Genomic DNA, 24,455 nt, shown 5'->3' with positions numbered 1-24,455 from the left:
CGCCGGTTTTCCGGCGATACCAGACCATGTCAACCGCGACCCCGAGCACCACCCTGCCGCAAGAACTTGCCTTGATCACTTCCGTGTTGGAATTGATGACGCAGGAACAGCAACTGCTGGTCAGTGCGGACACGAGCGGCCTCGACCAGCTCACGCCGCGCAAGGCGCAGGCGGTGCTCGCGATGACGACGCTGGCGCAACAACGCCACACGCAACTGGCGGCGGCCGGCTTTGCGGCGGACGAGGCCGGCATGCAGGCATGGGTGGACGGCAATGGCGCGGCCGATGCATTATCCGGCTGGCAAGCATTGCTGGACAAGACGCGCGAAGCCAAGGAATTGAACCGTATCAACGGCATGCTGATCACCAAGCAACTGTCGCACACCAAGGGGCTGATCAACGCCATGCGCACCCCGACCAGCGGTGGCGAAGCGGGGGTGTACGGCAAGAGCGGCCAGGCCGCGCCGGGCGGGCCATCGAAGCGTTACGTGGTGGGCTAGGAATCTGCGCGACAAGCTGCCTGGTCTGTTATTGACTTGACGGTCGCCTGGTGCGGCCGTTTTGCCTAGTCGCCCGGCTGCCACTTAATCTTCGCTGCCGACTTCTTCATCTTCTGCTTCCAACTCAGCAAAGAAGTTGTCGTGGTCAGTCACATTGCCGTCTTCAATCGCCTTCTGGCCGAGCGCGAGCATCTTCAGGAGCGCTATCTGGTCGCGCGTTCGTTGGTAGCTCAAAATATCCTGAACAACGACCTGGATTTTTCCGTCAACCGTGATCATGAACGGTTCCCGCGTGGCTTGCACCTGCTTGATCACATCGCTGATGTTAGTCGCAAGAAAACTGACAGCTTGAATGTGTTTCAGGGGGTTCATAGGATCTCCCATTAAGAGGCCAAGCCATCTTAGCACGGTAAAAAAGGAAGGTGGAGCTGATCTCGCAGACCGGAAAGAGGCGCCCGGGGCACTTTGCTGTTGTTGACTGAACGCTCGCCTGGTCTTCATTTTCCAGACCCCAAAAAATTCGTCACGCGCCATCAGCGCAATGATCAGCCGCTTGAATTCAGACTGGCGCAAAGGCGCGCCTCCAGCCTTTCCCACGCACCGTCCAGAAATTGCGGCGATGACGAGTAGAAATCCCTCGTTTGATGATAGTTCAACGATTTGGCTCGATCGACATAGCGCCATCCGGCCGGGATCTCCCTGTCCTCATCGGGAAAGAGCACCGACCATATCAGGTTCAGCAGCGGCACGCATTCGCTTAACGCCACCCCGAACAGCTGGCAAGCCGGCGCGAGCCCGGGGCCAGGCGGCACATGCAACAGATACTTCAATGCCTGCCGGGTCTTTTCCAGGGTCGGCGGCGCCAGCTCCGCGAACAGCGGCGCGACGATCTCTTCGACGTACAGTTGACGATAAAGCGGCTTGCGAAGGTCCAATAAAGCCAGTTCCGCTTCATGCTCGCCCAGCATCGCCTCGCGGTAAATCGGGTCCAACGCAGTATGCAGGTAAGCGGTGTTGACCCGGATCGTGGTCGCCTGGCTCGCCATCGGCAGCCGGCCTACGGAAAACCGGGAGCCTGATGGACCACCTTGCCGCCCACGACCGTCTGCAGCACCTTGATGTCGGCGATTTCCTCATCCGGTATCTGGAAGAAATTGCGGTCCAGCACGATCAGATCGGCCAGCTTGCCCACTTCCAGCGAACCGACCTGCCCTTCCTGGCGCAAGGTATACGCGGCGTTCATCGTCACCGCCCGCAACACGGCGGCGCGCGGCATGCCCGGCGCCGCTCCCAGCCTGCCCGCGAACTCCGGACCGGCCGATGGCGCGTTGGTACGGGTCACGCCGACCTTGAGCGCGAACCATTCGTCGAGCGCGTCGACCGGCCAGTCGCTGCCGAACACCACGCGCGCGCCGGCGTCGAGCAGCAGCGACTGCGGTTCCAGGATCGCGTAACGCTGCGGTCCCAGGTAATCCTTCAGGCCCGCCACCGTGTCCGGCGCCGGCTTGCCCCACTGGAAAGAGAGCACCGCGCTGGCATCGAGCGCGGCAAAGCGGCCAAAGTCGGCCGGATCGACGATTTCGGCATGCGCCAGCGCCGGGCGCGCCTCCTTGCCGCCGGGCGCGGCGCGCAGGGCTTCGACGGCGTCGAGCGTTTCGCGCACCGCGCCGTCGCCATCGACGTGCACATGGGCATCGATGCCGGCCTTGGCCAGCCCGATCAATATCGCTTTGAGCGCCTCCGGCTTGAAGTAGGTCGGCGGCCCCTTGCTGTCGCCCGGCACCCAGTGCGGATGCCCCGGCGTGCCGCGGTCCACAAAGTACGGTGCCACCATGGTGCCGGTAAAGGCCGGCGCGGCGATCACGCCATCCATGTAGATCTTGGCGTGGCGCACGCGCATGACCGGGGTGACGCCGTCGCTCTCCTGATGGTAGCGCTTAGCCATCTTCAGCACGGACGCCACCGCGCGGGCCGGGTCAAGACCGTCTTCCGTCGCTACCTCGGCGGCGAAATGGGCGCGCGCGCTCAGCTTGCCCTGGCGCGCGATGGCGGCAAAGGCCGTGAAAATTTCTTCGTCGCTGCTGGCGTCGAGAAAACTGGTCACGCCCTGGCGGCCCAGCGCCTGCATGGCGAAGCTGGCGGCGGTGACGGTCTCGGCCGGGGTGGGTTTGGGCAGCACTTTGCTGACCAGCTCCATCGCGGCGTCTTCCAGTAAGCCGGTTGGCTCGCCGGCGGCGTCGCGCACGACCTTGCCGGTGTCCGGGTTTGGTGTGGCGCGCGTAATGCCGGCCGCTTGCAGCCCGCGCGTACTGACCAGGTAAGAGTGGCCGAACGAGGAGCGCACCGCGATCGGGCGCTCGGTCTTGATGGCGTCGAGCGTGGCGCGGGTGGTTTCCGCGCCGGCCGGCAGCATGCTTTGCTGGAACCAGTTAACCACTTGCAGCCATTTCTTGTCGCTCTTGCCGCCTTTGGCGCCGCGGTCCTTGTCGGCGCAGGCCTGGATGCGCGCCTGGAATTGCGGCACGGTCAGCGCTTCGTAGTTCAGGTTGCAATGCAGGAGGCGCTTGCCGCCCGACAGCGGGTGCATGTGGGCGTCGATCAGGCCGGGCATCAACATGCGCCCTTGCAGGTCGATGACGCGGGTCTGCTTGCCCTTGAGCGCGACCGCGCCGGCGTTGTCGCCCACGTAGACGATGCGCCCGCCGCGCACGGCCAGTGCCTGGTGCACGCTATCGGCGGCGTCGACGGTGTAGATGTAGCCGTTGCGGTAGATGACCTCGGCCTGGAGCGCGTCGCTGGCGCCGCGCTGCGCCCCGGCCTGGGCCGCCGGCAAGGCGCATGCCAGCGCCAGCGCGGCGACCGTACGCTTACCCAAGGCAAGCGCGATGCGCGGCGTGATGATGTCGCCGCCGTGCGGGCGGGCATTCTTGTTGGTCATCGATTCCCCTTCGTTCAATTAGCGCAACGGCCCCGTCGAGCCCCCGGCGCCAGAATACACGCTTGCTTCGTATGCGGCACGCCAAGGTCAAAATTTAACGTTTTTGTTAATTATCGATAGAAATTTTTTCTCCCGACAAGCCTGATTTCATTGAAGAAATTGCGCGAAAGCACATTCTTTTAAGCACAGCAGTGATACGTTCAGAATTCGCCCGAATGACACAATTACCGATGATTATGACTGTCCTGTGTCGATTGGGCATGTAAGGATGGGTTGTTGAGGCCGCCTTTGGCCCGGCACTCAGAACAAGCACATCACTCACGGAGAACTGTATGAACTGGAATCACTTGGTAAAAGCAAGCGTCGGTATCGTTGCAGCAGCAGCCTGCCTGGCAGCCCAGGCGGGGTCGAACGGGGTGACTGTCAGCCTGAGTCCCGAAAAATCCTCGCTCGGCAAGCAGGATGACGTGGTCGTGCGCGTGACCATCACCAACACCTCGTCCAAGCCGCAATACGTGCTGAAATGGCATACGCCGTTTGCCGGTGTGGAAGACCATCTGTTCGACGTCACCCGCGACGGCGTGGACGTACCGTACCAGGGCCGCCATTACAAGCGCCCTGCCCCGACCGCCAAGGATTACTACCTGCTCAAGCCGGGCGCCTCGCACACCGCCAAGGTGGAGCTCTCGTCCATGTACGACATGAGCGTGACCGGCGACTACGCGATCCGCTACCACGCGGCCTCGCTCAACCTGTTCAACTCGACCGGCGACGACGAGAACAGCCTGACCGCGCAGCAGGGCCAGCGCGAGATCGGCGAGATTGAATCGGCGCCGGTGTCGCTCTGGATCGACGGGCGCCTCGAGCGCGGCACCATCGTGGCCGATCCGCTCGAGCTGGCGGCGCGCCAGCAGGCTGCGGGAACGGCCGGCATCTCGTTCGCCAGCTGCAGCTCGTCGCAGCAGACCTCGATCAACTCGGGGCTGGCGGCAGCGAAAACGATGGCCAACAGCGGCCTGACTTACTTGAACAGCAACCTGCAAGGCACGCGCTACAAGAAATGGTTCGGCGCCTACACGTCGACGCGCTACGCGACGGTCAAGACGCACTTTAACAATATCAAGAACGCGCTCGATAGCAAGCCGATCGTGGTCGATTGCAGCTGCAAGGAATCCTACTACGCGTATGTGTACCCGAACCAGCCGTACAAGATCTACGTCTGCAACGCGTTCTGGTCGGCGCCGACCTCGGGCACCGATTCGAAGGGCGGCACCCTGGTGCACGAACTGAGCCACTTCAACGTGGTGGCGGCGACCGATGACTGGGCGTATGGCCAGTCGGCTGCGGCCAGCCTGGCGACCAGCAATCCGACCAAGGCCGTCGACAATGCCGACTCGCACGAGTATTTCGGCGAGAACACGCCTTCGCTGCCGTAAGCGAGCGGGCAATGGAAAACAGCCTGGCCGCGCGCGCGGCCAGGCTGTTTTTTTATCGCCAGCTTGATGCTGCTTATTGCTCCGCCGGCTGGGCCACCTGCGTATGCGTGAACACCGTCGAGGCCGGCTTCATCGTCTCGGGATTATCCAGCTGCTGCAGATCAAGCACGTAACTTCCCGTATGACTGAGCCGGTAGCGCTGCTTGCCCGGCTGAAAATCATACGCGCGCGTGATGTCGATGGTATTGCGGTGCACGCCGTTCGGCTCCACCTTCAAGTAATCGTCGGGCTGCGGCGGCGCCCGCTTGACCACCGGGCCGATGTAATTGACCGGCGCCGCACTGCCCACCACGCTGATGTCGAAATCCGGCCCGAACAGCTGCCGGCTCTGGTACGTCACCTTCCACAGATAGATCGGCTGCCTGGTCTTGTTACTCACCGTCAAGGTCACCAGCACCTTGCCGCCGCGCGAAGCGACCGATACCTTCTCGCTCACCCCACTCATCGGCTTATCCTTCGCATAGGCCAGTCCCAGCGCCATGAGCATCAATATGCCCGCCACGGATCGTTTCATCGGCTTGCTCCTTGTCTTGTGCTTGTCTTGTCGGTCCCGGCCGGCGGCGCTTGCCTGAAGCGGGGCCGGGTCGCCCGCCTGCGCCGTTCTCGACCATTGTGCACCGTTTCAGGCCTCACGCCAGCCCGGTTGAATCAACGGGTGGGGATTTCGGTCGTGGTATCGGGCAGCGCCGACAAGATTGTCACCGCCACGCGCCGGTTGCGCGCACGCCCTTCGGGCGTATCGTTGGATGCGACCGCGATGTTGGCGCCATGCCCCACGGCAGTGAGGCGCTCGGGCGCCACGCCGCTGTCGATGAACAGGCGCACCACGCTGCTTGCGCGCACCGCCGACAGTTCCCAGTTCGAGGGGAACAGCGCATTCCTGATCGGCGTCGGGTCGGTGTGCCCTTCCACCTGCACCGCGTGCGGATCGTCCTTGAGCAGCACCGCCAGCGCGCGCAGGGCCTGGTCCGATTCGGGTGTGAGGGTGGCGTCGCCCGGATCGAACAACACACTGGCATTGATTTCCACGCTCACCCCGCGGCTGTTCTGCGTCACCCGCACCTTGCCTTCGCGCACTAGCGGCGCCAGGGTCGAGGTCAGCTTTTGCGCGAGGTTGGTCAAGCGTTCCTTTTCGCTGCGCATGGCTTCGGCGCGCCGCTTGATCAGCGGGTCGGGCAGCACGATCAGCTGCGGCACGTTGCTGCTGGCGACACTGGCCGTCTTCTGGTCCTTGCCGCCGAAGGCGTCGCCCAGCGAGACCGAAAACACCTTGTATTTTCCTTCGTTGACGACCGAAATGGCGTACATGACCACAAAAAACGCGAACAGCAAGGTGATGAAATCGGCGTACGAAATGAGCCAGCGTTCGTGATTTTCGTGCTCGGCTTCGTACTTTTTGCGCGCCATGGTCAGGGCCGCGAGAGCAGGCAGGCGACGCGTTCTTCGATCACGCGCGAATGGTCGCCGCTGGCGATATCGTGAAAGACATCGGTGAGGATTTCGTACTGGGTCACCCGTTCGGCGACGATGGTCTTGAGCTTGTTGGCGATCGGGTAGAAAAACATATTCGCCAGCCCGACCCCGTACACGGTCGAGACGAAAGCGACCGCAATCCCGCTGCCGAGCTTACCCGGGTCGCTCAGGTTTTCCATCACGTGGATCAGCCCCAGCACCGCGCCCAGGATGCCGATGGTGGGCGAGTAGCCGGCCGCCGCCTCCCAGATCTTGACGGCCTGGCGTTCGCCGAATTCGTAGGCCGTCACTTCCATCTCCATCAGGCTGCGCAGCTTGTCGGGGGCGATGCCGTCGACCACCAAGCGCAAGCCCTTCTGCACGAATTTATCTTTGTTGACCGCCATGTATTTTTCCAGCGACAGCAAGCCGTCGCGGCGCGCATGCAAGCCCCACACGGCGATCTCGCGCGCCAGGGCGGCGCGCTGGCTCGGCGGCGGCGAGAACACCCAGCGCAGCATGCGCACGCCGCGCATGAAGGTCGGCGCTTCGCTTTGCAGCAGCACGGCGCCAACGGTGCCGATGACGACGATGGCAAACGCCGCCGGCTGCACCAGCGACGACAGCTTGCCCCCTTCCAGCGCCTGGCCGACCAGCAGGCCGGCCAGGGCCAGGAAAATTCCCGCTATGCTGGCCCGGTCCACGCCTGCTCCTTCAAGGACGCGCGCAGGCGCGCGACCGCCTGGGTGTGCAGCTGCGACACGCGCGATTCCGATACACCCATGACGGCCCCGATCTCTTTGAGGTTCAGTTCTTCTTCGTAGTACAGGCCCATGAGGATTTTTTCGCGCGGCGGCAAGCCGTCGATGGCGTCGATGACGGCCTGGCGGAAATCGCCGTCGAGCAGGCTGCGCAGGGGATCGGCATCGTCCACCGCATAGCGGTCGAGGAAGCTGTCGTTGCCGCCCTCGTTATCGTGGAAATCTTCGTAGTACACCAGCTGGTGGCCGCCGCCGTCGGTGAGCATGTCCTGGTAGTCGGCCAGCGACAGTTTCAAGCTCTTGGCCACTTCCGACTCGGTGGGCGGGTGGCCTAGCTTCTGCTGCAAGGTGCTCATCGCCGTTTCGATCTTGCGCATGTTCTGCCGCATCGAGCGCGGCAGCCAGTCGCTGCTGCGCAATTCATCGAGCATGGCGCCGCGGATGCGCAGCACGGCGTAGGTTTCGAATTGGGCGCCGTGGGTTTCCTCATAGCGGCTGATGGCGTCGAGCAGGCCGATCATGCCGGCCTGGACCAGGTCGTCGACTTCCACGCTGGGCGGCAGCTTGGCCTTCATGTGGTGGGCGAGCCGCTTCACCAAGGGCATATGCTCGGTCAGTAAATGGTTCTTGTCCGATTTCCCTTTGACGGTATACATAGATCTCAGTATGTTTTAAGAACCAAAATGGGAAGTCCCCCCTGTGTGCCCGAGCTGCGGCATGGCCGACAGGGCAAAGCGCCCCGCCAGTTGGCGAAATGCAACCGAGGCTCCCGCCAACGGGAACGCATCGACCACGGCCCGGCCCAAGCGCGCGGCCCGGTGCAGGTATTCGTCCGCCGGGACCGAGCCCATCGACGTGAGCTGTACGGCAAGGTAACGACTTGCCGCAGATGACATATTATCGTATACCACCTTCGCTTCCGCTTCGGATGCGCCCGTGACCAGAATTCCGAAGGGACGGCGTCCCAACTGTTGCGAAAGTCGCTTGATGAGGGAGTAGGCGGCGGTGATCGAGGCGGCGCTGGTGGAGACCTGGACCACGATCTCGGCACTGTCCATGATGGGCACCGGAAAAGTGTCGTCGTCGCCGAATTCGCCGTCGACGATGACGATGCCGGTCTGCTTGACCAGCACGTCGAAGGTCTTGGCCAGGCGGCGCGCCTCGTCCGGACCGCCGCGCGCGCGCGCCATGCTGACCACGCCGAAGCCTTGCGGCACCTGGTGGATGATCTGGTTCAGCGCGCACTGCTGGCGCGCCACCTGCAACAGGCTGGCGCGGTCGGCCACGCCGAGGCGCTGGGCCACGCCGTATTCGCGGTCGCAGGCGTCGACGATGAGCACGTCGTTGCCGGCGCGCGCGAGCGACGCGCCCAGGTTGACCAGCATGGCGCCCTTGTCGTCTTGCGGCGTGGCGGAAAGAAAGGTGACGATGCGTGGCTTGGGGCCGGCCAGCATCCGGCGCAGGCCTTCGGCCTGGTCGAAATCGAAATGATTAGCCAAGGGACACCTCGCGCAGGCTGCGGTCGTTGCGGGCGTTGCTGGTGTTAGCCATCAGCAGCGGCAGTTCGGCGTCCGAAAACTGGGTGGCGGCGGCGTCGCGCTTGAGGCGGAAGGCGCGGTCGACCAGCATGTTGCGGTCGGCCAGGTGCAGGTCTTCCGGCACGCGCTGGCCGTTCGAGACATAGAACAGGTTCAGTTTCTGGCGAATCACGACATCGAGCACGTTGCCGATCGAGGCCGCTTCGTCGAGTTTGGTCATGATGCAGCCGGCCAGGCCGCTGCCCTGGTAGGCGCGCACGACTTCGTTGAGGGTTTCGTTGGTCGAGGTCGAGTTCAGGCACAGCAGGCGCTTGACGTCGGCGCCGGTCTCGGACAGCATCGCCACCTGTTCGGCCACGTTCTGGTCGCGCTGGGAGACGCCGACGGTGTCGATCAGCACGGTATGCTTGTTGCGCAATTCCTTGAGGGCGATGCGCAGGTCCGATTCATCCTTGACCGAGTGCACCATCACGCCGAGGATCTTGCCGTAGATGCGCAATTGTTCGTGACCGCCGATACGATAGGCGTCGGTGGTGATCAGGGCCAGTTTTTCCGGGCCGTGGCGCATCACGCAGCGCGCGGCCAGCTTGGCGGTGCTGGTGGTCTTGCCGACGCCGGTCGGGCCGACCAGGGCGAACACGCCGCCCTTTTCCAGGATTTCATCTTCGTTCGAGATGGTGGTCAGGTTGCGCGAGAGGACCGTTTTGATCCAGCGCAGGCTCTCGGCGGCGTCTTTCCCGGCCGGCAGTTTTTCGATCAGATAGCGCGACAGGCTGGCCGAGAAACCGGCGGCCAGCATTTCGCGCAGTACCCCGGCTTTTTGCGGTTCGCGCTGCTGGGTGGTGCCCCAGGCGATCTCGGCCAGTTGGCTTTCCATCAAGCCACGCATGGCGCGGATTTCATTCATCATGCCCGACATTTCGGCCGCGGCGCTATCCTTGGCCTGATTCATGGCTTGCATCATCATGGATGACATTTGCGAGGCCATCATCGACATGTCGAACGATTCGGGCTGGACGGCGTAGGCCGGGGCCGGGGCCGGAGCGACGCGGCGGTTGGCGTAGCTTTCCGGCGGGATCGACAGGGATGGGCGCGGCTGGGCCATTTCGGACTCGGGGGCCGGCGAGGAAATCGAGGCGACGTCATCGCTGGCGAGGGCGAGGATTTCGACCACGCCATCGACGGGCCGGTTGGACAGGATGACGGCGTCGGGTCCGAGCGCTTCGCGTACTTTACGCAGTGCGTCGCGTGATGTTGCAGCCGTAAATTTTTTGACATTCATCGCCAACTCCTGGGGTTCCTGCCGGGTGCTCACATGAGCACTGACAGGGTCCATTATTGACGATGCAGGATGGAAACGATCTGGGGAGGAGGAAGGGAAAAGGGGTTCATTTCGATCGCGTCGTCCCCGCGCTGAGCAAACCGCCGCTCCCCGCCGTCGTTCCCGCGCAGGCGGGAACCCAAGTACGCGTAATCTCCCACACCATTGAGCCAGGGCAGAAACCAGCACTTGTAACAGCCCACCATGAATGCCATGGAAAAGCACAGCTATGTCTATATCCTTGCCAGCGATCCGTATGGCACCTTGTACACGGGCGTGACATCGGACCTGGTGAAGCGTATCTGGCAACATCGTAGCGCCCTTGCCGAGGGTTTCACAAAGCGCTATCGGGTGGACAAGCTGGTCTGGTATGAAATGCACTTTGATATCATGGAAGCGATCAAGCGCGAGAAGCAGATCAAGAAGTGGCGGCGCAACTGGAAAGTCAATCTGGTGCAGGCCGAAAATCCGACATGGCGGGATTTGTACCTGGACTTCACTGCGGACTGAAGAGACGGTCAGAGGTTAACAGCTCTACACGTAGCTCCGTCGTTCCCGCGCAGGCGGGAACCCAAGTTTGCTCCGCAGCCGACGGCTGAGCAAGAAACTTGGGTTCCCGCCTGCGCGGGAACGACGAGGTATAGGCAGAGCGGAAACGACGGGGGTAACGCTGAGAACAGCGACGCCTTGGCGCCTGCAAAACAAGGGAAAACTTACTGCGCCCCCACCAAACTGGTCACATGAATCGTCTTGGTCTCCGGAATCTCATTGTGCGACAGCACCTTCAATTGCGGCAGCGCCCGGCGCAAGAATTTCGACAACAAGGCCCGTAACGGCCCCGGCACCAGCAACACCGGCGTCAAGCCCATCTGCTCCTGCTGCGCCGCCGCCGCACCGGCCTGCTGCGCAATCGTATCGGCCAAACCCGGCTCGATCCCGGCGCCATCGCCACCGGCGCCCAGCGCCTGCATCAACAAGCGCTCAAGCCGGTTATCCAGGGTCATCACCGACAACTCATTCGTGCCAGGGAACAACTGCTGCACGATCGCCCGGCCCAGCGCAATGCGCACCACGGCGGTCAGCTCGGCCGGATCCTGGGTTTGCGTCGCATACTCGGCCAGGGTCTCGATCACGGTCCGCATATCACGGATGTGCACGCCTTCGATCAACAGATTCTGCAACACTTTCTGCAGGGTCGACAGCGACACCAGCTTCGGCACCAGGTCTTCCACCAGCTTCGGCGCTTCCTTGGCCAGGTGGTCGAGCAGGGCCTGCACTTCCGCACGGCCGAGCAACTCCGACGCGTGCGTGGTGATCAAATGGTTCAGGTGCGTCGCCACCACGGTACCGGCATCGACCACCGTGTAGCCCATGCTCTGCGCTTCGTCGCGTAACCCGGCATCGATCCACACCGCAGGCAGGCCGAAGGCCGGATCGGTGGTCACCAGGCCCGCCAGGCTGCCGCTGGCCATGCCCGGATTGATCGCCAGGAACTGCCCGTTCATCGACTCGCCGCTGCCCACTTCCACGCCCTTGAGGGTAATGCGGTAAGCCGACGGCTTGAGTTCCAGATTGTCGCGGATGTGCACCGGCGGCGCCAGGAAACCGACTTCCTGCGCGAATTTCTTGCGAATCCCTTTGATGCGTTTGAGCAGCTCGCCGCCCTGGGTCTTGTCGACCAGCGGAATCAAACGATACCCCACTTCCAGCCCCAGGGTATCGACCGGCATGATGTCTTGCCAGCTGGCCTCTTCCTGTTCGGTCGGGGCCGGCGGCGCCGGTGCTTCGATTTCTTCCGGCGGCGGCGCCTTGGCCTTCTTGTTAATCAGATACGCAGTGCCCGCCAAGGAACCGGCCAGCAACAGGAACACCAGGTTCGGCATGCCGGGAATCAAGCCCATGCCGCCGATGATCGCGGCGGTGATGTACAGCACTTCCGGCTTGGCGAACAACTGACGCACCAGCTGGGTGCCGATGTCCTGGTCGCTGGCCACGCGCGAGACCACGATACCGGCCGCGGTCGAGATGATCAGCGAGGGAATCTGCGCCACCAGGCCGTCACCGATGGCCAGCAGGGTGTAGGTCTTGGCCGCTTCGCCAAAGGCCATGTCGTGCTGGAGGATACCGACCAGCAAGCCGCCGATCACGTTGATCACGGTCACCATGATGCCGGCCACCGCGTCGCCGCGCACGTATTTCGAGGCGCCGTCCATGGCGCCGTAGAACTCGGCTTCCTGGGCGACTTCGGTACGGCGGCGGCGCGCTTCGTCTTCGGCGATCAGGCCGGCGTTGAGGTCGGCGTCGATCGCCATCTGCTTGCCCGGCATCGCGTCCAGGGCGAAACGCGCGCCCACTTCGGCGATCCGGCCCGCACCCTTGGTGACGACGGTAAAGTTAATGATGGTCAGAATGATAAACACGACGATACCCACCGTGTAGTTGCCGCCGATCAGGAAGTGACCGAAGGCTTCAATCACTTTACCGGCCGCGGCGCCGCCGGTGTGGCCTTCGGTCAGCACGATACGGGTCGAGGCCACGTTGAGCGACAGGCGCAGCATGGTCGACACCAGCAGGATGGTCGGGAAGGCCATGAAGTCGAGCGGCTTGACCGTGTACAGGCTGGTCAGCAGCACGATCACCGACAGGGCGATGTTGAAGCTGAAGAACACGTCCAGCACGAAGGCCGGCAAGGGCAGGATCATCATCATCAAGAGCATGATGATGATGGCCGGAGCGGCCAGGGCGTTGCCGCCGCCTTTCATTCCACGCAACCAGGAGGGCATATTCAGGCGGTTCATGGTGTGGCTCCGTTCTTCGGTTCAGGTGTGGTTTGCGATGCCGGGTCGTGCGGGTCGAGCTCGGGTGGTACGCGCAGCCTGGTCGGCCGGTCGGGGTAGGCTCCGCCATCCTTCTTGTAGGCGCGCAACTGGAACACATACGCCAGCACTTCGGCCACCGCCGAGTACAGCGCTTCCGGAATCTCGTCGCCGATCTCGGTATGCTTGTGCAGCGCACGCGCCAGCGCCGGCGCTTCCAGCATGGCCACGTTGTTTTCCCTGGCCAGTTCGCGAATCTTGGCCGCCACTTCATCGGCGCCCTTGGCCACCACGCGCGGCGCGCCGCGCTGGCCGTCGGCGTACTTGAGCGCCACCGCGTAGTGGGTCGGGTTGGTCACGACCACATCGGCGGTCGGCACGTCGGCCATCATGCGGCGCTGCGACATTTCGCGCTGCATCTGGCGGATCTTGCCTTTCATCTGGGGATTGCCGTCCGACTCTTTCGCTTCCTGGATCATTTCCTGGCGCGTCATCTTGAGCTTGTTCGCGTAATGCCAGATCTGGTACGGACCGTCGATCGCGGCCACGATGCCCAGGCCGCCGACGATGAACAGGAACGCCGAGCCGATCAGGTCGACCATGTGCGCGCTGCCGCTTTTCAGGGGCTCGACGGCCAGGCCGATGACGGCGTCTTTCTGGCTCATCACGACCATCCAGGCCACCGTGCCCACCACGATGGTCTTGGCAATGGCCTTGAGCAGCTCGACCAGGGCGTTGGTGGAAATCATATTGCTCAAGCCCCGGACCGGGTTCAGCTTGTTGAAATTGGGCATGAACGACTTGCTGCTGAACAGCCAGCCGCCGATCAGCAGGGGCGACGCGAGCGCCACGACCATCACGGCGAACGCCAGCGGCAGGCAGGCCAGCAAGACCTGGGCGATATCGCTGGCCACGCGCATGATCATCACGTTCGGGTTGAGGATTTGCTCGCGGTCCATGGACATGCCCGAGACCATGGTCGCATTGAGTTGACGGACGATGCCGGCGCCGAAGAACCACAGGGTGCAGCCGGCCGTCATCAGGACCGTGAACGTGGCCACTTCACGCGAGCGGGGCACGTCGCCTTCTTCGCGCGCCTGCTCCAATCGCTTGGCTGACGCTGCTTCTGTCTTTTCTGCGTCGCTTTCGTCTGACATGCCAGGCTCCCGTTAACAGATGCCATTATTCGCGATATTGCTCTGAAGCTATCCATCGATTAAGGCGGCAAACAGGGGTCAATTCCGGGCTCGATCCACTCCCTGGCAGGCGAACGCGGCTCTGGCGCGCGCTCTCGTATAATCGAAAATTATCAACTTCTACACGATTGCCATGAATTCGCTGGTTCCGCCCGACCCACAAGAGCCGCTCGTTGCGGCCGACCTCAAGGAAGACGGCGACTTTTCCGACATGCTCAGCGAGCAGCGCATCCTGCTGCCCGGGGCGCAGATGCTGACCGCGTTCCTGATCATCCTGCCGTTCAACGGCGGCTTCAAGCAGATCGTGCAGGCCGAGAAAATCGTGTTCCTGGCGACCTTCGTGCTGGCGCTGACGAGTTTAGTGTTGTTGAGTGCGCCGGCGATCCAGCACAGGCTAATGCGCCCGCTCAATGACCGGGCCCGCTTCAAGCGGGTGGCGACACGGCAGATCGTGGCCGGCGCGTTTTCGCTGGCGATCGCGCTGATCTTGGCCACCAACCTGGTGATGTCGGAAGTGTTCGGGCACATGGTCGGGCTGGTCATGGCGGGCGGGATCGCCACCTTCATCCTGTGCTTATGGTGGCTGTTGCCAGCCTATTTGAAGCGGATGCACGGGTATTGACGGGGATTAGCGTGCTTTGCGGGCCTCGGCCTGCTTGAGCTCCTGATCGATCGCGCCGAAGATCGACTTGCCTGCCGCGTCCAGCATCTCGATCTTGATCGTGTCGCCAAACAGCATGAACGGCGTGCTTGAGACCCCATCGGCGATCATCTCCAGCGCGCGCTTCTCGGCAATGCAGGAGTAGCCGCGTTTGGCGTCCTTGTTCGACACCGTGCCCGAGCCAAGAATGGTGCCGGCGCGCGCATTGCGTGTTTTACACAGATGTGCGAGCAGTTGGGCGAAGTTAAACACCATATCGACACCCGCGTGAGGCTGGCCGACCAGCTTGCCGTTCCAGGTCGAGCGTAGGGGCAAATGCACCTTGGCGTCCTGCCAGGCGTCGCCCAGTTCATCGGGCGTGACCGCCACCGGCGAAAACGCCGATGCCGGTTTGGACTGCAAAAACCCGAAACCCTTGCCCAGTTCGGCCGGAATCAAGTTACGCAGCGAAACATCATTGACCAGCAGCAGCAGGCGAATCTGGTCGAACGCCTGGTGCGGCGTGCTGCCCATCGGTATATCGCCCGTGATCACGGCCACCTCGGCCTCGAAATCGATGCCCCACTCTTCATGCGCCAGCACGATCGGGTCGGTCGGCCCGAGAAAATCGTCGCTGCCGCCCTGGTACATCAGGGGATCTTCCCAGAACGAGGCAGGCATCTCGGCATTGCGCGCCTTTCTCACCAGCTCGACGTGATTAACATACGCCGAGCCATCGACCCACTGGAACGCGCGCGGCAGCGGCGCCATGCACTTGGCGGGATCGAAGTCGAAGCCGCGCGAGGTGCGCCCGCCATTCAGCAGAAGGTACAGCTCGCCCAACTGGGGCGCGATGAAGGCCCAGTCGTCCAGCGCCGCCTGCAGCGTGGGCGCGATGCCATCGGCCACGTGCGCCGTTTTCAGGTCGCGCGCGACCACCACCAGCTGGCCATCGCGGCTACCGTCCTTGAGCGTGGCTAATTTCATACGGTTACATAAGGCGACATCAAGCCGGCACCAGCAAGTCCCGCTGGGCCTGGTCCAGGTAGCACCATTCACCCTCGGCCAGGCCGAGCGACTCCAGGGTCAGTTGGCCGATGGCGGACCGGTGCAGCGCACTGCAATGGTTGCCGGCCGCGGCCAGCATGCGTTTGACCTGGTGATACTTGCCTTGTTCCAGCACGATTTCGAGCTGGTGCTCGCCGCGCTGCACACAACTGAGCGCCGCCAGTGGCGCCGGCTCGTCATGCAGTTTGACGCCGGACAGAAGTTGCGCAATCAGTTCAGGCGTGACGCTGTCCTGCGTGGTGGCCTGATATATCTTGGGGACGTGCCGTTTGGGCGAGGACTGGGTGTGGATGAACGGGCCATCGTCGGACATCAGCAACATGCCGGTGGTGTCGTGGTCGAGCCGTCCGACCGGTTGCACGTCGCGCCAGGTGAATTGTTCCGGTAGCAAGGTCAGTACGCCCGGATGGTGGCTCGGCTTGCGCGAACACTCGACGTTGACGGGTTTATGCAGCGCGATGTACACATGTTCGCGGTAGACCCACTCGTCGTCGAAGATCGTCATGACCAGGCCATCGGTCTCGATCGCGGTCTTGTAGTCGGTGTGCGGGGCGCCCTTGATGACGATTTCGCCATCGTCGATCAGGGTGCGGCAATATTTGCGTGTGCCGAATCCCTGCGATTGCAGGATGCGGTCCAAGGATAATTTACTCATGGGCGAGACTTTACCAGATGCGCTCCCCGGGGGATAGGAATCGGCCTACTCGGTTGTAGGAGAAAATGCCGAACGGCGCGAATTACGGAAGATCCATTACGCATCTTTGACACAGATCAAGAGTGACGAGAGTCCGATTGTTACACTGAAACTTCAGTAGGAATCGGCCTAACGCCCCCTGCTAATGCTTACGGCACCATTAGGATAACTGAACAGTACAAACATGATGAGGACCAGGATGCGCACCATTACTAACGCCGCGACGCAATTGGACAACACCGACTTCCTGGAATCGGCTGCCGACAATCTCCCCGACAATCCGCTGGCGCAGTCGGCGCTGGAAACGACGCGTGACGCGATTGCGCGCTGGACCGGCGGCATCCACCTGCCGCGCATGCTGGTGCCCGGCATGGTGCGCGTGTCGCCGCAGGCGCGCTGGTACGCCCAGGCCAATCAGGGCTTCCAGGACTGGCTCAGCCAGGGTGGTTTTCAAGGCGTCGAGGGCGATGCGGCTGGCGCCGGGCTGGCCGATGCGGGCCTGCGCGCCGATTGCGCTGGCCACCTTGCGCTTGATGTTGCGTCGTCGGAGCAGATGGGCGACCGGCTGCGCACGGTGGATGCCGAAAACAGCGATTTTTGCCTGGATTAATGCGATCTCATCGTCCTGCAATGGCGGACGGTGACGCGAGCGGCTTCACACGGCCGTTCGCGCAAGCGAAACGGGCATAGAAACGCGCATCGAAACGCGCATCGAAACCTGGCTGAATAAACATCGGTGGGAATACATCGGTTGAATACAGCGGCTGGATGGAAAACGACGGCTTTTACGCCGCCGTTCCCATGTCCCCATGCGAGGACGTCATGCGAGGAATTGTAATTCTCTCTGTACCGCATCATGATGCGGTTAGTAGTTCATTTCAAACAATATTCTGCCAACACACGCTTTACTTTTTATATCGGCCTCCCGTGGAAAGAACTACAGGTCTAATATAGAACACCTGTCCGAACTTTCAAGGAAAATATTTAAAATCAATCTCAACGCAACACCGGCCGGGCCGATGGCCCCAGCGTTTTGACCATGCCAGCCCCCACCGAAGCGCCGAATTTTTTCAGCACCCGCTCCGGCAAACCTTCATGCGCCGTGTAGTCGACAATGTCTTCCGCCTTGACCACGTCGCGCGCGGTCGTCTCGACCGTGCCAAAACCATCGGCCAGGCCCATCTCGACCGCCCTGGCGCCGCTCCAGAACAGGCCCGAGAAAGTCTCGGGTGTCTCTTTCAGGCGCTTGCCGCGCCCGGTGCGCACCACGGAGATGAATTGCTGGTGGATTTCGTTGAGCATGGCCTGGGCATGCGCCTTGTGCTTGTCCGATTGCGGGCTGAAAGGATCGAGGAAGCCCTTGTTCTCGCCGGCGGTGAGCAAACGCCGCTCGACCCCGAGTTTATCCATGGTGCCGGTAAAGCCGAAACCGTCCATCAGCACGCCGACCGAACCGACAATACTGGCCTTGTTAACAAAGATCTTATCGGCCGCCGCCGCGATGTAATAACCGCCCGAGGCGCAGATTTCATCGACCACCACGTACACCGGCTTGGCCGGATACGCCTGTTTCAGGCGCAGGATCTCATCGACGATATTGCCCGCCTGGACCGGGCTGCCACCCGGGCTGTTAATGCGCAGGACCACCGCCACCGAGCCGGCGTCGGCAAATGCCTTGTTCAGGGAGGGGATCACCACATCGGCCGATCCGCTGCCTTCCGATTCGATGCTGCCGTCGATTTCGATCAGGGCGGTATGACGTCCCAGCGTTTCCATGTCGGAACCGCTGAAATCGAAATCGAAAAACGCCCACAGCGCGAAAAACGCCAGCCCCAGGAATGTCAGCTTGAAGAAAATCCCCCAGCGGCGCGTGGCGCGCTGTTCGCGCACCGTGGCAAAAACCAGCTTTTCCAGGGTCTCGCGCTCCCAATTGCCGGTGGTCGGCGCCGCTGCCAGCATGTTGTCCTTGGCATCGCCGAAAGTGTTGTCGGTCATAAATCGCTTTACGTAAGTGGTTTCCGGTGTGTGTTGCCGCCTGCTCAGGGCGCGGGCGGCTTGATGAACTCGTCGGGATGCCAGTAAATCTGTCCGTCTTGCTCGCGCACGCCGATCGGGCGCAGGCGTCCGCCCTTGCACGGTCCGCCGGCGCAAAAGCCGCTCTCGGGAACGTAGATGGCGCCGTGGGTCGAGCACATCAGGTACACGCCGCTGGACTCGAAGAACTCGCCTTCGGCCCAGTCCAGCTCGATCGGCACGTGGGCGCAGCGGTTCAGGTAGGCATACACCGTTCCCTTGTGCCGCACCACGAAGCCGGTGGCCTTGTCGCCAAAGGCGACGACGCCAAAGCGCACCCCGCGCCCGCCTTCGAGCACCTGGTCGGACGGACAGACCAGTACCTCGCCTGGCTCGGCCATCATGCGTTCTCGCTCAGCCAGGTGCGCAGCTGGGCCACGGTTTCAGCCGAATAGACCGGGTTGCAGGCGCTGAGCTGCTCGTGCGGATGGGCGCCGTACTGCACGGCGATCGCGGCCGCGCCGGCGTTATTTGCCATGAGCAAGTCGTGCGTGGTGTCGCCAATCATCACCGTGCGCTTGAGGTCCTGCCCCAGCTCACGCGTCAGTTCCTGCAGCATGGCCGGGTGCGGCTTGGAGAATGTCTCATCGGCGCAACGGGTGGCGTCGAACAGCGACAGCAGCCCGACCGCATTCAGGGAACGATTCAGGCCCACGCGGCTTTTGCCGGTGGCCACCGCCAAAAAGTAGGCTTCCTGCGAAAGTTCGGTCAACATCTCGCGAACGCCGTCGAACAACACCAGTTCGTGGTCTTTCGATAAAAAATGAAAACGGTAACGCTCGACCATGCGCGGGTATAACGCGGGATCGATATTCGGCATCACGGCCTGCATCGCTTCGTGCAAGCCCAGGCCGATGACGTGCGAGGCGGCATCGTCGCGCGGGATCGGCAAGCCGAGGTCCTTGGCGGCGGCCTGGATGCACTTGACGATGGTGGACGTGCTGTCCATCAAGGTTCCGTCCCAGTCGAAAACGATCAGATCAAATTGCTTGCGTGCCATGTATTGCGGCCGCTTGTGGCGGCCGGCTCCTTCCAGGATTGATCAACGCGCAGTTAACGCGGTGCTGTGTTCAGCGGTTTCCCCAAGCTTACCAAGAAACGTTCGCATTCTGCGGGCAAGGGCGCATTTATCGTCACATCCTTGCCGGTTTCCGGATGGGTAAACGTGATTTGATGCGCGTGCAGGAACATCCGCTTGAGCGCGCCACGGCTGGCATCGGCCTTGAGCAACACACGGTTCAAGGCAAAATCGCCGTATTTGTCGTCGCCAAGGATGGGAAAGCCCGACGAAGCCAGATGAACGCGAATCTGGTGGGTGCGCCCGGTTTTCAGCTCGGCTTCGAGCAGGGCGAACTTGTCGAACTTGCGCAGCAGGCTGAACACGGTATGCGATTCCATGCCGCCGGCCTGCACGCACACGCGCCGTTCACCGTCGGCGGTGGTGTACTTGTGCAAGGGCAGCTTGATATGCTGGCGCGCATTTTTCCAGTCGCCGTAGACCATGGTCAGGTAGCGCTTGTCGGTCAGGCCGTCGCGCATCTGCTCGTGCAGGTTGGTGAGGGCCGAACGCTTTTTGGCCAGCAACAACAAACCCGAGGTTTCGCGGTCGAGCCGGTGCACCAGTTCCAGGAACTTGGCGTCCGGCCGGGCCGCGCGCAACTGTTCGATCACGCCATACGATACGCCCGAGCCGCCATGCACCGCCACGCCGCACGGCTTGTCGATGATGAGCAGGTGCGCATCTTCGAACAGGATGGGGAACTCGGCGCCCGGCACCACGGCGGTCGATTTCTCGGCCACGCGCACCGGCGGAATGCGCACCACGTCGCCGCTTTCGAGCCGGTACAACTGGTCGATGCGGCCCTTGTTGACGCGCACCTCGCCCGAGCGCAGGATGCGGTAAATATGGCTTTTTGGTACGCCCTTGCAGACCCGCAACAAGTAGTTGTCGATCCGCTGTCCGGCTTCTTCTTCAGTGATTGTGACAAACTGGGCTTGAACGGGGGCCTGTGATGAAGGGGGAACAACATCGTTTTGCATCTTCATTTGCTCTGTCTTCCCAGAAATTCTCTCTAAGTCCTTCATTTTGAATATATAATCGACAGGCGGCGGTCAAACCTCTGCTGGTGTAAGAATTAAAACGATATTTTACACAGGGGCGTCTCCATCGGCCCCGCCAAATTGCAAATTCGATGGAAAAAATGTGTACGCACATCCCGGCGCGAATCAAGGTTGCACCGTTGTTGTAATCGGATAACGCGCAAGGCTGCGGAATGGATTGTTTGGAATTGTAAGGATAAGTACTGGCAAGCTGTCCCTCGGGGCCAGCTCGCCGGATGATGGCGTCGATAACGCTTGTCGTTTTCGCCCGACCCGAAGTAAGCCTCATCCTGAAGGCTTGAGAATTAGGGCTGGTGTTTAAGCCCCGTATCGAAGTCTTAGTATGTTCGCTGGCGACGGTCTGGCTCACTGATTTCGCTCGGCCTGGCTTTGTCTGTACCCCGCATAATCCGGGGCTGCTGCAGCTTAGTTGCAGGCGATGCGTCACTCGGCATGTCGATCGACCCCACCGCGCCCTGTTGCGGCCGTGACGCTTTGCGTCGCTGCGCCGTGCGAAAAGGCATACCCACCCTCCACTTCCCTTCCCGCGTACATCCCCTGTACTTTTCGCCGCCCTGCGCACAGCGCAGCGTGGCACTGGAACGGCCCCCGGGTCGCGGAGTCAATAAAAATGAAACGCATGTTGTTTAACGCTACGCAGCAGGAAGAACTGCGCGTAGCGATTGTCGACGGTCAGAAACTGATCGACATCGATATCGAGACCGCCGGTCGCGAACAGCGCAAATCGAATATCTACAAGGGCGTGATTACCCGGATCGAACCGTCGCTCGAAGCCTGCTTCGTCAGCTACGGCGAAGACCGCCACGGTTTCCTGCCATTCAAGGAAGTCGCCCGCACCTATTTCCGCGAAGGCGTCGATGTCCGTACCGCCTCGGTCAAGGAAGCGCTGCGCGAAGGCCAGGAAATCATGGTCCAGGTCGAGAAAGAAGAACGCGGCAACAAGGGCGCGGCCCTGACCTCCTTCGTCTCCCTGGCCGGCCGTTACCTGGTCTTGATGCCGAATAACCCGCGTGGCGGCGGCGTCTCGCGCCGGGTCGAAGGCGAAGAACGCCAGGAACTGCGCGAAACGATGGATAAGCTGGACCTGCCGCAGGGCATGTCGGTGATTGCCCGTACCGCCGGCATCGGCCGCAACGTCGAAGAACTGCAGTGGGACTTGAATTACCTGATGCAACTGTGGCGCGCGATCGAAGGCGCCGGCAAGTCGGCCAGCGGCGCCTTCCTGATCTACCAGGAATCATCGCTCGTGATCCGCGCGATCCGCGACTACTTCCAGCCCGATATCGGCGAGATCCTGATCGATACCGACGATATCTACGAACAAGCGCACCAGTTCATGCGCCACGTGATGCCCGACATGATCCACCGGGTCAAGCGTTACAGCGACGATGTACCGCTGTTTTCGCGCTTCCAGATCGAACACCAGATCGAAACCGCGTATTCGCGCACCGTGCCCCTGCCTTCCGGCGGCGCGATCGTCATCGACCACACCGAAGCGCTCGTTTCCGTCGACGTCAACTCGGCCCGCGCCACCCGCGGCGCCGACATCGAAACGACGGCATTCAATACCAACTGCGAAGCGGCCGAAGAAGTAGCACGCCAGCTGCGCCTGCGCGACCTTGGCGGCCTGATCGTCATCGACTTCATCGACATGGAAGTGGCGAAGAACCAGCGCGAAGTCGAAACCCGCCTCAAGGATGCCCTGCACCATGACCGCGCACGCGTTCAGATGGGCAAGATTTCCCGTTTCGGCCTGATGGAACTGTCGCGCCAGCGCCTGCGCCCTTCGCTGTCCGAAGGCTCGCACGTGACGTGCCCGCGCTGCTCCGGCACCGGCCACATCCGCGATACCGAATCGTCCGCCCTGCAGGTGCTGCGCATCATCCAGGAAGAGGCGATGAAGGAAAACTCGGCCACCATCCATGTGCAGGTACCGGTCGACGTTGCCGCTTTTTTGCTCAATGAAAAGCGTGGCGAAGTGCTCAAGATCGAGAACCGCCACCGCATCAGCGTGATCCTGATCCCGAACAAGCACCTCGACACGCCGCACTACAAGCTCGAACGCATCAAGCACGACGATCCGCGCCTCGAAGACAGCCAGGCCAGCTACAACCTGGCCGAAGAAGCTGAAACCGACATGGCTTACAGCAAGCGCCAGAAGGAAGAAGTCAAGCCGCGCCAGGAAGCCGTGGTCAAGACCATCACCCCGGACCAGCCTGCCCCGGTGGTGGACCGCTCCGAAGTGCTCAAGCCGGTCGCCCCGCCAGTCCAGGCGCCGGTGCTGACCGCGCCCGAGGAAGAAGGTTTCATGGCCAAGATCATGAACTTCTTCTTCAAGAAGGAAGCACCCGCCATCGTCGCCCCGGCGCCTGTGGCCCCGGCCAAGCCGGCCGCGGCCCCTGCCGGTCGCGAAGACCGCAACGGCCGTGGTCCGCGTGCCCGCACCCGTGGCGGCAAGCCGGACGGCCGTCCCGAGCGCGAGCCGGGTAAACCTGCCGCACTGGAAGAAGCCGGCAAGCCGGGCGATGCCGCCCGCCCGCCACGTCCTCCACGTCCACCGCGCGAGCCGCGTGAGCCGCAGGTCGACGCCGCCGGTGTTCCGGTGGCGCCACGGGCGGAGCGCCCGGAGCGTGCCGAACGTCCGGAACGCGCCGAACGCCCTGAGCGTGGCGAGCGTCCGGAACGCGCCGAGCGTCCCCCGCGTCCACCGCGCGAGCGCGCCGACTACCGCACCCCGGTCGCCGAAGCGAAGACCGATGAACTGGCCGTGTCGCCCGTCGTGGCCGCCGCAGCCGCAGTCAACGTCGCCGTGCCGCAAGGCGATGACGAAGCCGCCCTGCCGAAAATGATCACCACGATCGGCCCGAACGGTGAAGAAATCGAAGTCGAAGCCGGTGGCGATGAGCCGCGTCGTCGTCGTCGTCGTGGCGGCCGCAACCGCAATCGCCGCGACCGCGACCAGGCCGAGGGCATGGACGGCGAAGACGGCGACCTTGTCAACGAAGCGAGTTTCACCGTCGAACCAGCGCCAGCGGACGCCGAAGTGTCTTTCGACAAGGTTGCAGCGCCGGTGTTCGAAGCGGCTGAGCCTGTCGTGCAGCTTGCCGCAGCCCAGCCGGTCGTTGTCGAAGCTGCCGCGCCAGTAGCAGCCTTGGAAGCCGAAGCCGCGCCTGAGCCTGTGTCGGAATACGTCGTCGCGCCAGCGCCGGTGGAAGCCGCAGCGCCGGCACCAGCGCCAGCACCAGTCGAAGCTGCAGCGGCCCCGGCCGTGGTAGTGGAAGCGGCGCCTGCGCCTGCCGAGCCGGCTCCAGTGGCCGAGGTGGTCGCCGAAGCGCCAGAAGCTGCGCCGGAAGTTGCCCCAGTACGTGAAGAAATCGTACCTGCAACCATGTTCACGCCAGCCGAACCGGTTGCCGACGTTGCCGAAGTTGCCGAAGTTGCCCCGGTACGTGAAGAAATCGTGCCTGCAACGATGTTCACCCCGGCCGAGCCGGTCGCCGAGGAAGCCGCTGCCGAGCCAGCACCTGCGCCTGTGGCGGCTCCGGCACCAGTGGCCGCTCCGGCACCCGAGCCTGTGGCAGTGGCGGAACCTGCACCGGTGCCAGTAGCGCCAGCGCCAGTGGCCGCAACACCGGTTGCCGACCTGACCGAGATCCTCGGTTCGGCCGGCCTCACCCTGGCAGCGACCGATCCTGAAAAGCTGCGCGCAGCCCGGGAAGCGACCGCCAACGCAGCGCCGCCGGTGCGCGTGCCACGCGAGCGCAAGCCGCTGCCGCCGCAAGTCGATGAGCCGCTGGTCCAGGTCGACACCAGCCGCCAGTAATCACGCGGTCACATAAAA

23 protein-coding genes are annotated in these 24,455 nt (G+C 62.6%); 6 read left to right on the top strand and 17 right to left on the bottom strand.

From position 1 onward, the window contains the following. Positions 1-26 precede the first annotated feature (26 nt). The gene (locus F0185_RS02445) at positions 27-500 is read left to right on the top strand and encodes a flagella synthesis protein FlgN (RefSeq protein WP_167221216.1); all 474 of its coding nucleotides are present in this window, start codon (positions 27-29) and stop codon (positions 498-500) included. Between the two features lie 84 nt (positions 501-584). Here the strand turns inward: F0185_RS02445 and F0185_RS02440 are convergent, their stop codons facing one another. From F0185_RS02440 to F0185_RS02430, 3 genes are all read right to left on the bottom strand, one after another. Next, positions 585-872, bottom strand: coding sequence for a type II toxin-antitoxin system Phd/YefM family antitoxin (locus F0185_RS02440; protein WP_167221214.1), 288 nt, complete (start codon positions 870-872; stop codon positions 585-587). A 173-nt stretch (positions 873-1,045) separates the two neighbouring features. Then, the gene (locus F0185_RS02435) at positions 1,046-1,546 is read right to left on the bottom strand and encodes a hypothetical protein (protein ID WP_167221212.1); all 501 of its coding nucleotides are present in this window, start codon (positions 1,544-1,546) and stop codon (positions 1,046-1,048) included. Positions 1,547-1,557: 11 nt separating this feature from the next. Next, on the bottom strand, positions 1,558-3,438 hold the full coding sequence (locus F0185_RS02430) for an amidohydrolase (RefSeq protein WP_167221211.1): 1,881 nt from the start codon (positions 3,436-3,438) through the stop codon (positions 1,558-1,560). Between the two features lie 332 nt (positions 3,439-3,770). Between F0185_RS02430 and F0185_RS02425 the strand changes: the two genes are divergently transcribed. Beyond that, complete coding sequence (locus F0185_RS02425; protein ID WP_167221209.1) at positions 3,771-4,874, top strand: M35 family metalloendopeptidase; 1,104 nt, start codon at positions 3,771-3,773, stop codon at positions 4,872-4,874. Between the two features lie 73 nt (positions 4,875-4,947). On the opposite strand, the gene F0185_RS02420 is transcribed toward F0185_RS02425, so the two are convergent. The 6 genes from F0185_RS02420 to flhF form a co-directional block, all read right to left on the bottom strand. Continuing rightward, complete coding sequence (locus tag F0185_RS02420) at positions 4,948-5,448, bottom strand: hypothetical protein (RefSeq protein ID WP_167221206.1); 501 nt, start codon at positions 5,446-5,448, stop codon at positions 4,948-4,950. Between the two features lie 134 nt (positions 5,449-5,582). Beyond that, positions 5,583-6,341: a flagellar motor protein MotD gene (motD, locus tag F0185_RS02415; RefSeq protein WP_167221204.1), complete on the bottom strand. Its 759-nt coding sequence runs from the start codon at positions 6,339-6,341 to the stop codon at positions 5,583-5,585. A gap of 2 nt (positions 6,342-6,343) precedes the next feature. Next, positions 6,344-7,090 carry a flagellar motor protein gene (locus F0185_RS02410; protein ID WP_167221202.1) on the bottom strand — a complete coding sequence of 249 codons (747 nt, stop codon included), beginning with the start codon at positions 7,088-7,090 and terminating at the stop codon, positions 6,344-6,346. Next, the gene (locus F0185_RS02405; RefSeq protein WP_167221200.1) at positions 7,072-7,803 is read right to left on the bottom strand and encodes an RNA polymerase sigma factor FliA; all 732 of its coding nucleotides are present in this window, start codon (positions 7,801-7,803) and stop codon (positions 7,072-7,074) included. The genes F0185_RS02410 and F0185_RS02405 overlap by 19 nt, the downstream gene beginning before the upstream one ends. Positions 7,804-7,818: 15 nt before the next feature. After that, positions 7,819-8,601, bottom strand: coding sequence for a MinD/ParA family ATP-binding protein (locus tag F0185_RS02400; RefSeq protein ID WP_370663962.1), 783 nt, complete (start codon positions 8,599-8,601; stop codon positions 7,819-7,821). 37 nt (positions 8,602-8,638) lie between these two features. After that, on the bottom strand, positions 8,639-9,967 hold the full coding sequence (flhF, locus tag F0185_RS02395; RefSeq protein ID WP_167221198.1) for a flagellar biosynthesis GTPase FlhF: 1,329 nt from the start codon (positions 9,965-9,967) through the stop codon (positions 8,639-8,641). A 243-nt stretch (positions 9,968-10,210) separates the two neighbouring features. On the opposite strand from flhF, the gene F0185_RS02390 reads away from it, so the two are divergent. Further along, positions 10,211-10,516 carry a GIY-YIG nuclease family protein gene (locus F0185_RS02390; protein ID WP_229476666.1) on the top strand — a complete coding sequence of 102 codons (306 nt, stop codon included), beginning with the start codon at positions 10,211-10,213 and terminating at the stop codon, positions 10,514-10,516. 203 nt (positions 10,517-10,719) lie between these two features. Here the strand turns inward: F0185_RS02390 and flhA are convergent, their stop codons facing one another. Together flhA and flhB are read right to left on the bottom strand one after the other, a co-directional pair. Then, complete coding sequence (gene flhA, locus F0185_RS02385; RefSeq protein WP_167221196.1) at positions 10,720-12,804, bottom strand: flagellar biosynthesis protein FlhA; 2,085 nt, start codon at positions 12,802-12,804, stop codon at positions 10,720-10,722. Beyond that, positions 12,801-13,979: a flagellar biosynthesis protein FlhB gene (flhB, locus tag F0185_RS02380; protein WP_167221194.1), complete on the bottom strand. Its 1,179-nt coding sequence runs from the start codon at positions 13,977-13,979 to the stop codon at positions 12,801-12,803. The genes flhA and flhB overlap by 4 nt, the downstream gene beginning before the upstream one ends. 172 nt (positions 13,980-14,151) lie before the next feature. Here flhB and F0185_RS02375 point away from each other — a divergent pair, with 172 nt between their 5' ends. Beyond that, positions 14,152-14,640, top strand: coding sequence for a DUF6328 family protein (locus F0185_RS02375; RefSeq protein ID WP_167221192.1), 489 nt, complete (start codon positions 14,152-14,154; stop codon positions 14,638-14,640). A gap of 6 nt (positions 14,641-14,646) precedes the next feature. Here the strand turns inward: F0185_RS02375 and F0185_RS02370 are convergent, their stop codons facing one another. Continuing rightward, on the bottom strand, positions 14,647-15,645 hold the full coding sequence (locus tag F0185_RS02370; RefSeq protein ID WP_167221190.1) for a fumarylacetoacetate hydrolase family protein: 999 nt from the start codon (positions 15,643-15,645) through the stop codon (positions 14,647-14,649). Between the two features lie 19 nt (positions 15,646-15,664). Then, a complete protein-coding gene (locus F0185_RS02365) occupies positions 15,665-16,381 on the bottom strand; it encodes a pseudouridine synthase (RefSeq protein WP_167221189.1) in 717 nt (238 codons plus the stop codon). Between the two features lie 238 nt (positions 16,382-16,619). Here F0185_RS02365 and F0185_RS02360 point away from each other — a divergent pair, with 238 nt between their 5' ends. Beyond that, positions 16,620-17,030 carry a hypothetical protein gene (locus F0185_RS02360; RefSeq protein WP_167221187.1) on the top strand — a complete coding sequence of 137 codons (411 nt, stop codon included), beginning with the start codon at positions 16,620-16,622 and terminating at the stop codon, positions 17,028-17,030. 386 nt (positions 17,031-17,416) lie between these two features. Here F0185_RS02360 and F0185_RS02355 read toward each other — a convergent pair whose 3' ends face one another. From F0185_RS02355 to F0185_RS02340, 4 genes are read right to left on the bottom strand one after another with little or no spacing between them, the layout of a single operon-like run. Beyond that, positions 17,417-18,415, bottom strand: coding sequence for a S49 family peptidase (locus F0185_RS02355; protein WP_167221185.1), 999 nt, complete (start codon positions 18,413-18,415; stop codon positions 17,417-17,419). 44 nt (positions 18,416-18,459) lie between these two features. Further along, entirely contained in the window at positions 18,460-18,834 is a 375-nt protein-coding gene (locus F0185_RS02350; RefSeq protein ID WP_167221333.1) for a Rieske (2Fe-2S) protein, read from the bottom strand. After that, entirely contained in the window at positions 18,834-19,493 is a 660-nt protein-coding gene (locus F0185_RS02345) for an HAD-IIIA family hydrolase (RefSeq protein ID WP_167221183.1), read from the bottom strand. Before F0185_RS02345 ends, F0185_RS02350 begins: the two co-directional genes overlap by 1 nt. 53 nt (positions 19,494-19,546) lie before the next feature. Next, positions 19,547-20,539, bottom strand: coding sequence for an RluA family pseudouridine synthase (locus F0185_RS02340; protein ID WP_187362416.1), 993 nt, complete (start codon positions 20,537-20,539; stop codon positions 19,547-19,549). A 685-nt stretch (positions 20,540-21,224) separates the two neighbouring features. Between F0185_RS02340 and F0185_RS02335 the strand changes: the two genes are divergently transcribed. Beyond that, positions 21,225-24,437 carry an Rne/Rng family ribonuclease gene (locus tag F0185_RS02335; protein WP_167221181.1) on the top strand — a complete coding sequence of 1,071 codons (3,213 nt, stop codon included), beginning with the start codon at positions 21,225-21,227 and terminating at the stop codon, positions 24,435-24,437. The last annotated feature ends 18 nt before the right edge of the window (positions 24,438-24,455 follow it).

The sequence above is a fragment of the Massilia rubra genome, from assembly GCF_011682065.1.
Classification (GTDB): Bacteria; Pseudomonadota; Gammaproteobacteria; order Burkholderiales; family Burkholderiaceae_D; genus Telluria_A; species Telluria_A rubra.
Note: the sequence above shows the minus strand (reverse complement) of the source record. Positions and strands in the feature narration are given on the sequence as shown.

Bases quoted from the DNA above. Each gene is read 5' to 3' on its own strand.
- F0185_RS02445 (WP_167221216.1), top strand. From the start codon at position 27: ATGTCAACCGCGACCCCGAGCACCACCCTGCCGCAAGAACTTGCCTTG.
- F0185_RS02440 (WP_167221214.1), bottom strand. From the start codon at position 872: ATGAACCCCCTGAAACACATTCAAGCTGTCAGTTTTCTTGCGACTAAC.
- F0185_RS02435 (WP_167221212.1), bottom strand. From the start codon at position 1,546: ATGGCGAGCCAGGCGACCACGATCCGGGTCAACACCGCTTACCTGCAT.
- F0185_RS02430 (WP_167221211.1), bottom strand. From the start codon at position 3,438: ATGACCAACAAGAATGCCCGCCCGCACGGCGGCGACATCATCACGCCG.
- F0185_RS02425 (WP_167221209.1), top strand. From the start codon at position 3,771: ATGAACTGGAATCACTTGGTAAAAGCAAGCGTCGGTATCGTTGCAGCA.
- F0185_RS02420 (WP_167221206.1), bottom strand. From the start codon at position 5,448: ATGAAACGATCCGTGGCGGGCATATTGATGCTCATGGCGCTGGGACTG.
- motD (WP_167221204.1), bottom strand. From the start codon at position 6,341: ATGGCGCGCAAAAAGTACGAAGCCGAGCACGAAAATCACGAACGCTGG.
- F0185_RS02405 (WP_167221200.1), bottom strand. From the start codon at position 7,803: ATGTATACCGTCAAAGGGAAATCGGACAAGAACCATTTACTGACCGAG.
- F0185_RS02400 (WP_370663962.1), bottom strand. From the start codon at position 8,601: ATGCTGGCCGGCCCCAAGCCACGCATCGTCACCTTTCTTTCCGCCACG.
- flhF (WP_167221198.1), bottom strand. From the start codon at position 9,967: ATGAATGTCAAAAAATTTACGGCTGCAACATCACGCGACGCACTGCGT.
- F0185_RS02390 (WP_229476666.1), top strand. From the start codon at position 10,211: ATGAATGCCATGGAAAAGCACAGCTATGTCTATATCCTTGCCAGCGAT.
- flhA (WP_167221196.1), bottom strand. From the start codon at position 12,804: ATGAACCGCCTGAATATGCCCTCCTGGTTGCGTGGAATGAAAGGCGGC.
- flhB (WP_167221194.1), bottom strand. From the start codon at position 13,979: ATGTCAGACGAAAGCGACGCAGAAAAGACAGAAGCAGCGTCAGCCAAG.
- F0185_RS02375 (WP_167221192.1), top strand. From the start codon at position 14,152: ATGAATTCGCTGGTTCCGCCCGACCCACAAGAGCCGCTCGTTGCGGCC.
- F0185_RS02370 (WP_167221190.1), bottom strand. From the start codon at position 15,645: ATGAAATTAGCCACGCTCAAGGACGGTAGCCGCGATGGCCAGCTGGTG.
- F0185_RS02365 (WP_167221189.1), bottom strand. From the start codon at position 16,381: ATGAGTAAATTATCCTTGGACCGCATCCTGCAATCGCAGGGATTCGGC.
- F0185_RS02360 (WP_167221187.1), top strand. From the start codon at position 16,620: ATGCGCACCATTACTAACGCCGCGACGCAATTGGACAACACCGACTTC.
- F0185_RS02355 (WP_167221185.1), bottom strand. From the start codon at position 18,415: ATGACCGACAACACTTTCGGCGATGCCAAGGACAACATGCTGGCAGCG.
- F0185_RS02350 (WP_167221333.1), bottom strand. From the start codon at position 18,834: ATGGCCGAGCCAGGCGAGGTACTGGTCTGTCCGTCCGACCAGGTGCTC.
- F0185_RS02345 (WP_167221183.1), bottom strand. From the start codon at position 19,493: ATGGCACGCAAGCAATTTGATCTGATCGTTTTCGACTGGGACGGAACC.
- F0185_RS02340 (WP_187362416.1), bottom strand. From the start codon at position 20,539: ATGAAGATGCAAAACGATGTTGTTCCCCCTTCATCACAGGCCCCCGTT.
- F0185_RS02335 (WP_167221181.1), top strand. From the start codon at position 21,225: ATGAAACGCATGTTGTTTAACGCTACGCAGCAGGAAGAACTGCGCGTA.